Genomic DNA, 6,409 nt, shown 5'->3' with positions numbered 1-6,409 from the left:
GACCGCCTTCAGCTCAGGCTCATCTCACTGTGGAATCACGCCCCCCGCTCAGGCTCATGTGTCGTTGGACAAGGCTCAGGATGGACACGCCACCGGAGGCACAGTAAAATCAGCGACCAAACGCCCCGGACGAACACAATCTCTGAAAGCGTGAGCTGAACGGGAGGCGATCTCACAGTGGATCCCTCCCGTTTTTGCGAGCAGTGGAGGGTCCCCTTTGAGTACGCCCGCGATATTGGCGCTAGAAGATGGCACGCTCTTTCGCGGCCAGGCGGTCGGTGCGCATGGCGCGGCCGTCGGCGAAGTGTGTTTCAACACGGCGATGACCGGTTACCAGGAGATCTGCACCGATCCTTCCTACAGCGGCCAGCTGGTGACGCTGACTTATCCGCACATCGGCAATACGGGCACGACACCGCTGGACGAAGAGGCCGGCGGCCCGCAGCTCGCCGGGTTGATCGTGCGTGATCTGCCGCCGCGGCTGAGTAACTGGCGCTCGCGCGAGGCGTTGCCGGATTATCTCCGCCGCAACGGGGTGGTGGCCATCGCGGATATCGATACGCGCCGCCTCACCCGCCTTGTCCGGGAGAAGGGCGCACAGGGCGGCTGCCTGATGGCCGGCGAGGTGGACGAGGCACAGGCGCTCGCCAGGGCCCGCGAGTTTCCCGGTCTCAAGGGGCTCGATCTCGCTCGAGAGGTGACCACGAGCAGCGCCTATGACTGGCGTCTCGGCACTTGGTCGCTGGATCACGACGAGGTGGAGCCGGCGCCGCGCACGGATGCCGAATTACCCTGGCACGTGGTCGCGTATGATTTCGGTGTCAAGCGGAACATCCTCCGGCTGCTGGTGGACCACGGCTGCCGTGTCACGGTGGTACCCGCCACCACGCCGGCTTCCGAGGTGCTGGCGCTCGACCCCGATGGCGTGTTTCTTTCCAACGGCCCGGGCGACCCGGAGCCATGTGACTATGCCATTGCCGCTACGCGTGAGTTCCTGGAGGCGAAGGTGCCGTTGTTCGGCATCTGCCTGGGGCACCAGATCCTCGGTCTGGCCGTGGGGGCGCATTCGGTGAAGATGAAGTTCGGCCATCACGGTGCCAATCATCCGGTCGTGGACGTGGCGTCCGGGCGGGTGATGATCTCCAGCCAGAATCACGGCTTCGCCATCGAGGAGTCGTCGCTGCCCGCGGGCTGCCGCGTGATGCACCGATCGCTGTTCGACGAGAGCCTGCAGGGGATCCAGCTGGACGACCGTCCGGCCTTCGGCTTCCAGGGACATCCCGAAGCGAGTCCGGGACCCCGCGACGTCGCGCCGCTGTTCCAGCATTTCGTCGACCTGATCCGCGATTACCGCGGTCAGTGATCGCCCGCAGCCATACCGCCAGGCCCACAGAGACAGACGATGCCCAAGCGCACAGACATCAACAGCATCCTTATCATCGGGGCCGGGCCGATCGTCATCGGCCAGGCCTGCGAGTTCGACTACTCCGGCGCGCAGGCGTGCAAGGCGCTGCGCGAGGAAGGTTACCGGGTCATCCTGGTCAACTCGAACCCGGCGACGATCATGACCGACCCGGAGATGGCCGATCGCGTCTACATCGAGCCGGTGGAATGGCATACCGTCGAACGCATCATCGAGCATGAGCGCCCGGATGCGGTGCTGCCGACCATGGGCGGGCAGACGGCGCTGAACTGCGCGCTCGACCTCGATCGTCACGGTGTGCTGGAACGCCATGGCGTGGAGCTCATCGGCGCCACCAAGGACGCCATCGACAAGGCCGAGAATCGCGAGGCTTTTCGCGCCGCGATGGCCAACATCGGCCTGGAAACGCCCACCGCGCGGCTCGCCCACAGCATGGACGAAGCGCTGACGGTGCAGAGGGAGATCGGGTTTCCCACCATCATCCGGCCCTCGTTCACGCTGGGCGGCTCAGGCGGAGGCATCGCCTACAACAAGGAGGAGTTCGTCGAGATCTGCGAGCGCGGGCTCGATCTCTCCCCGACCAATGAGCTGCTCATCGAGGAGTCGGTGCTCGGCTGGAAGGAATATGAGATGGAGGTGGTCCGCGATCACGCGGACAACTGCATCATCATTTGCGCCATCGAAAACCTGGATCCGATGGGGGTCCATACCGGCGACTCAATTACGGTGGCGCCCGCCCAGACCCTGACGGACAAGGAATACCAGATCATGCGCGACGCCTCGCTGGCGGTGCTGCGCGAGATCGGTGTGGAGACCGGTGGTTCCAACGTGCAGTTCGCCATTAACCCGGCGAACGGGCGCATGACGGTCATCGAGATGAATCCGCGGGTGTCGCGCTCCTCCGCGCTGGCTTCGAAGGCGACCGGCTTCCCGATCGCCAAGGTCGCCGCCAAGCTCGCGGTGGGCTATACCCTCGACGAGCTGCGTAACGAGATCACCGGTGGCCGTACGCCGGCTTCCTTCGAGCCGACCATCGACTACGTCGTCACGAAGCTGCCGCGCTTCACGTTCGAGAAGTTCGTCAAGACCAAGCCCGTGCTCACCACGCAGATGAAATCGGTGGGCGAGGTGATGGCCATCGGGCGGACCTTCCAGGAGTCCTTCCAGAAGGCTCTCCGGGGGCTGGAAAACGGCCTCGAGGGCCTGGGTTCGCGCACCGATCTGGAGCGCGAGGGTGCGCGGCAGAAAGTGGTTCAGGAGCTGCGGCTGCCGGGGCCCGAGCGTATCCTGTGGGTTGCCGAGGGCTTCCGTGCGGGGCTCGACCTGGAGCAGCTCCACGAGCATACCTGGATCGATCCCTGGTTCCTCGCCCAGATCGCCGAGCTCATCGACTGGGAGCAGACTCTGCGCGAGCAGGGCGGCCATGCTCTCGATGATGAGCGGTTGCGCGCCGTCAAGCGGCGAGGCTTCTCCGATGCGCGTATAGCGCGCCTGGTCGGCTGGAACGAACACGAGGTGCGCGAGCGTCGGCGCAAGCTCGGTATCCGGCCGGTCTACAAGCGCGTCGACTCCTGCGCCGCTGAGTTCGCCACCGCTACGGCCTATATGTACTCCACCTACGAGGAGGAGGACGAGGCCGAGCCGTCCGATCGTTCCAAGATCATGGTCCTCGGTGGCGGCCCCAACCGAATCGGCCAGGGGATCGAGTTCGACTATTGCTGCGTCCACGCCGCGCTCGCCATGCGTGAGGACGGTTACGAGACGATCATGGTCAACTGCAATCCGGAGACGGTATCCACGGACTATGACACCTCCGATCGTCTCTACTTCGAGCCGCTTACCCTGGAGGATGTGCTCGAAATCGTGGAGACGGAGCGCCCGGAGGGCATCATCATCCAGTATGGCGGGCAGACGCCGCTCAAGCTCGCCCGCGATCTGGAGCGCTTCGGGGCGCCCATCATCGGCACGACGCCGGATTCCATCGACCTCGCCGAGGATCGTGAGCGCTTCCAGCGCATGATTGGCGAGCTCGGTCTCCAGCAGCCGCCCAACCGCACCGCGCGCAGCTCCGACGAAGCATTGCGTCTCGCTGCGGAGATCGGCTACCCGTTGGTGGTGCGGCCTTCGTACGTGCTCGGCGGCCGGGCAATGGAGATCGTCTACGAAGAGGCCGAGCTCGTGCAGTACATGAACGAGGCGGTGAAGGTCTCCAACGAATCACCGGTGCTGCTCGACCGCTTCCTCGACGATGCCGTCGAGGTGGACGTGGACGCGGTGAGCGACGGCGATGACGTGCTCATCGGCGGCATCATGGAGCACATCGAGCAGGCTGGCGTGCACTCGGGTGACTCGGCCTGCTCGCTGCCCCCGTACACGCTCTCGCCGGAGACCGGCGACCGCCTGCGCGAGCAGGTGAGGGCGATGGCGCGCAAGCTCGGCGTCGTGGGGCTGATGAACACCCAGTTCGCCATCAAGGGCTCCGAGGTGTTCGTGCTCGAGGTCAATCCACGCGCCTCGCGCACGGTGCCGTTCGTCTCCAAGGCCACCGGGTTGCCGCTGGCGAAGATCGCCGCGCGCTGCATGGCCGGGCGCAAGCTCGCGGGCATGGGGCACACGCGCGAGGTGGTACCCGCCTACTATTCGGTGAAGGAGGCGGTGTTCCCGTTCATCAAGTTCCCGGGCGTAGACCCGATACTCGGCCCGGAGATGAAGTCCACCGGCGAGGTCATGGGGGTCGGCCGCGACTTCGGCGAGGCCTACGCGAAGGCCCAGGTGGGCGCCGGTGTCGAGCTGCCCCGCGAAGTGGGCACCGCATTCGTGAGTGTGCGCGACGCTGACAAGGAGGCCGTGCTTCCCGTTGCCCGCGACCTGGTCCGGCGTGGTTTCCGGATCGTGGCGACGCAAGGCACTGCCGAGGCGCTGGGGGCTGCCGAGATCGAGTGCTCGGTGATCAACAAGGTCACCGAGGGGCGGCCGCATATCGTGGACGCCATCAAGAACGACGAGATCGTACTGATCGTCAATACCACTGAGGGGCGCCAGGCGATCGCCGACTCTTTCTCCATCCGTCGCGAGGCGCTGCACCACAAGGTCTGTTACACCACGACGATCGCCGGTGCGCGCGCCACCACGCAGGCGCTGGATTACCTGGAGAACGGCGAGGTGCATCCCCTGCAGGATCTGTATAAGGAGGCTACGGCATGAGTAAAACGCCGTTGACGGTGCGCGGTGCCGACAAGCTGAAAGCGGAGCTCGACCGGCTCAAACAGCACGACCGTCCGCGGGTGATCCAGGCCATTGCCGAGGCCCGCGAGCACGGGGATCTCAAGGAAAACGCCGAGTACCACGCGGCGCGCGAGCAGCAGAGCTTCATCGAAGGGCGCATCGCCGAGATCGAGGGCAAGCTCGCCAATGCCCAGGTGATCGACGTCACCAGCCTGCCGGCCAACGGCAAGGTTGTCTTCGGCGTGACGGTGGTGCTCGCCGATGAGGATAACGGCGAGGAGAAGACCTACCAGATCGTCGGCGAGGACGAGGCGGATATCAAGCAGGGGTTGATTTCCATACAGTCCCCGATCGCGCGCGCGCTCATTGGCAAGGAAGAGGGCGATGTTGCCGAGGTTCAGGCGCCCGGCGGCGTGCGTGCCTACGAGATCGTGGAGGTACGCTACGAGTGAGCGGGTGGGCGCCCACCCGCAGCGTCTGCCGCCAGCGACGGGGGCGCTTTGGCGCCCGCCGGCCTGCTTTGCGAGGTTCCGCAGCCCTAGGGCAGTGCGATCGGCTCGCGCTTGTCCGGGTTGCGGCGGTAGAACAGGGCGACGTGGCCGATAGCCTGTACCAGTGTGGCGTCCGTGCGTTTGCAGATGTCGTCGATAAATGCGCGGCGCTGGGCGCGGTCGTCGGCGACGAGCTTGATCTTGACCAGCTCGTGATCGTGCAACGCCTTGTCCGCCTCGGCGAGGACGGCTTCGGTCAGACCGGCGTTGCCGGTGCGCACGATGGGCTTCAAATCGTGGCCCAGACGGCGGAGGTGCCGGCGTTGTGCCTCGGTCAGTGATTGCATGTCGGTGGTGAATCCAATGCCGGATAATGACAGGACGCGGAGTGTAGCACGCACGGACGACCCGCCGCGCCATGGCGCTTTCGACGGTGTACGTCGCGAGCTGGCGGTCGTGTTGCTTGCCGGCGTCATCGCGGCGCTGGTGGTCGTCGGTCTCGACCTCGCACGCTGGCTCGAGCTGGTGCTTCTCGCCATCATCGGTTTCGCCGCCGGCGGTTGGGTCGCCATTCGCACGCGCGCGGCGGAGCGCATTGCCGCAGGCGAGGCAATGCGGGACGACGGAGCCGAGTAGTGGCGCGAAGCAAGAGCAGCCGGCGCTGGTTGCGCGAGCATTTCGACGACGCCTACGTCCGCCGGGCCCAGCAGGAGGGGTGGCGGTCGCGGGCCGTGTACAAGCTCGCCGAGATCGACGAGAAGGATCGGTTGCTGCGTCCGGGGCGAAACGTCGTCGACCTCGGCGCGGCACCGGGGGGCTGGACCCAGTACTGCAGCGCCCGCCTCGGTGGCCGCGGACGGATCGTCGCTCTGGACATCCTCCCCATGGATCCGTTGCCGGACGTGACGGTCATCCAGGCGGATTTTACCGAGGACGACGCACTCACCGCGCTCGAGCGGGCGCTCGGCGGCGAGCGCGTGGACCTTGTGCTCTCGGATATGGCCCCCAACATCTCCGGGCAGAAGGCGGTCGACCAGCCGCGGGCCATGTATCTCGCCGAGCTGGCACTGGATTTCGCCCTCGAGACCCTGGAACCAGGGGGCGATTTTCTGGTCAAGACGTTTCAAGGGGAGGGGTTCGACGCCTACCTCGCCCACCTGCGTCAGCGTTTCGCACGCGTGGCGACCCGCAAGCCCGGTGCTTCGCGTGGCAGGAGTCGGGAGGTCTATCTATTGGCCCGTCAGTTGCAGTCGTAGTAACGTTTGCTCAA

At 65.7% G+C, this 6,409-nt stretch carries 6 protein-coding genes; 5 read left to right on the top strand and 1 reads right to left on the bottom strand.

Features of this window, described 5'->3' with window-relative positions:
- Positions 1-217: 217 nt before the first annotated feature.
- Genes carA through greA form a run of 3 tightly spaced genes read left to right on the top strand, consistent with a single transcriptional unit; the run spans position 218 to position 5,100 of the window.
- Positions 218-1,363, top strand: coding sequence for a glutamine-hydrolyzing carbamoyl-phosphate synthase small subunit (gene carA / locus ACPEES_RS20220; RefSeq protein ID WP_435105659.1), 1,146 nt, complete (start codon positions 218-220; stop codon positions 1,361-1,363).
- Positions 1,364-1,402: 39 nt separating this feature from the next.
- Entirely contained in the window at positions 1,403-4,627 is a 3,225-nt protein-coding gene (gene carB, locus ACPEES_RS20215) for a carbamoyl-phosphate synthase large subunit (RefSeq protein WP_435105655.1), read from the top strand.
- Positions 4,624-5,100: a transcription elongation factor GreA gene (gene greA, locus ACPEES_RS20210; RefSeq protein ID WP_435105653.1), complete on the top strand. Its 477-nt coding sequence runs from the start codon at positions 4,624-4,626 to the stop codon at positions 5,098-5,100. The genes carB and greA overlap by 4 nt, the downstream gene beginning before the upstream one ends.
- 86 nt (positions 5,101-5,186) lie before the next feature.
- Here greA and ACPEES_RS20205 read toward each other — a convergent pair whose 3' ends face one another.
- On the bottom strand, positions 5,187-5,486 hold the full coding sequence (locus tag ACPEES_RS20205; RefSeq protein WP_435105650.1) for a YhbY family RNA-binding protein: 300 nt from the start codon (positions 5,484-5,486) through the stop codon (positions 5,187-5,189).
- 16 nt (positions 5,487-5,502) lie between these two features.
- Here ACPEES_RS20205 and ACPEES_RS20200 point away from each other — a divergent pair, with 16 nt between their 5' ends.
- Together ACPEES_RS20200 and rlmE are read left to right on the top strand one after the other, a co-directional pair.
- A complete protein-coding gene (locus ACPEES_RS20200) occupies positions 5,503-5,775 on the top strand; it encodes a hypothetical protein (RefSeq protein ID WP_435105648.1) in 273 nt (90 codons plus the stop codon).
- Positions 5,775-6,395, top strand: coding sequence for a 23S rRNA (uridine(2552)-2'-O)-methyltransferase RlmE (gene rlmE, locus ACPEES_RS20195; RefSeq protein ID WP_435105645.1), 621 nt, complete (start codon positions 5,775-5,777; stop codon positions 6,393-6,395). The genes ACPEES_RS20200 and rlmE overlap by 1 nt, the downstream gene beginning before the upstream one ends.
- The last annotated feature ends 14 nt before the right edge of the window (positions 6,396-6,409 follow it).

The organism is Arhodomonas sp. AD133 (genome assembly GCF_051195215.1).
In the GTDB taxonomy this organism is placed as follows: domain Bacteria; phylum Pseudomonadota; class Gammaproteobacteria; order Nitrococcales; family Nitrococcaceae; genus Arhodomonas.
The sequence above is the reverse complement of the archived record's forward strand: the minus strand, read 5'-3'. Positions and strand labels throughout refer to the sequence as shown.

Bases quoted from the DNA above. Each gene is read 5' to 3' on its own strand.
- carB (WP_435105655.1), top strand. From the start codon at position 1,403: ATGCCCAAGCGCACAGACATCAACAGCATCCTTATCATCGGGGCCGGG.
- greA (WP_435105653.1), top strand. From the start codon at position 4,624: ATGAGTAAAACGCCGTTGACGGTGCGCGGTGCCGACAAGCTGAAAGCG.
- ACPEES_RS20205 (WP_435105650.1), bottom strand. From the start codon at position 5,486: ATGCAATCACTGACCGAGGCACAACGCCGGCACCTCCGCCGTCTGGGC.
- ACPEES_RS20200 (WP_435105648.1), top strand. From the start codon at position 5,503: ATGCCGGATAATGACAGGACGCGGAGTGTAGCACGCACGGACGACCCG.